1 protein-coding gene is annotated in these 247 nt (G+C 66.8%); it reads left to right on the forward strand.

Annotation, left to right across the window (positions count from 1 at the left end; genetic code table 11):
• The coding region (locus E4J93_RS02205; protein ID WP_147587857.1) for an integrase core domain-containing protein at window positions 1-246 on the forward strand (246 nt) is incomplete at its 5' end.
• Window position 247 lies beyond the last annotated feature (1 nt).

Raw genomic sequence — 247 nt, forward strand, 5'->3', positions numbered from 1 at the left:
GGCGTCCGGCACGTCTACACGAGGCCGTTCAGCCCCTGGCAGAACGGCAAGGTCGAGCGGATGAACCGCACCATCGCCCAGGAGTGGCAGTACGGGAGGGCGTGGGAGAGCGAGGCCGAGAGGGCGGACGCCCTCCCGGCCTTCATCGAGCACTATAATTGGTCGCGTCCGCACAGCGCGTGCGGGGGCCTGCCGCCCATGTCGCGAGTCTACGGCGTAAACAACCTATCGGCACACAACAGCTAGC

It is taken from the genome of Collinsella sp. BA40 (genome assembly GCF_008014645.1).
In the GTDB taxonomy this organism is placed as follows: Bacteria; Actinomycetota; Coriobacteriia; order Coriobacteriales; family Coriobacteriaceae; genus Collinsella.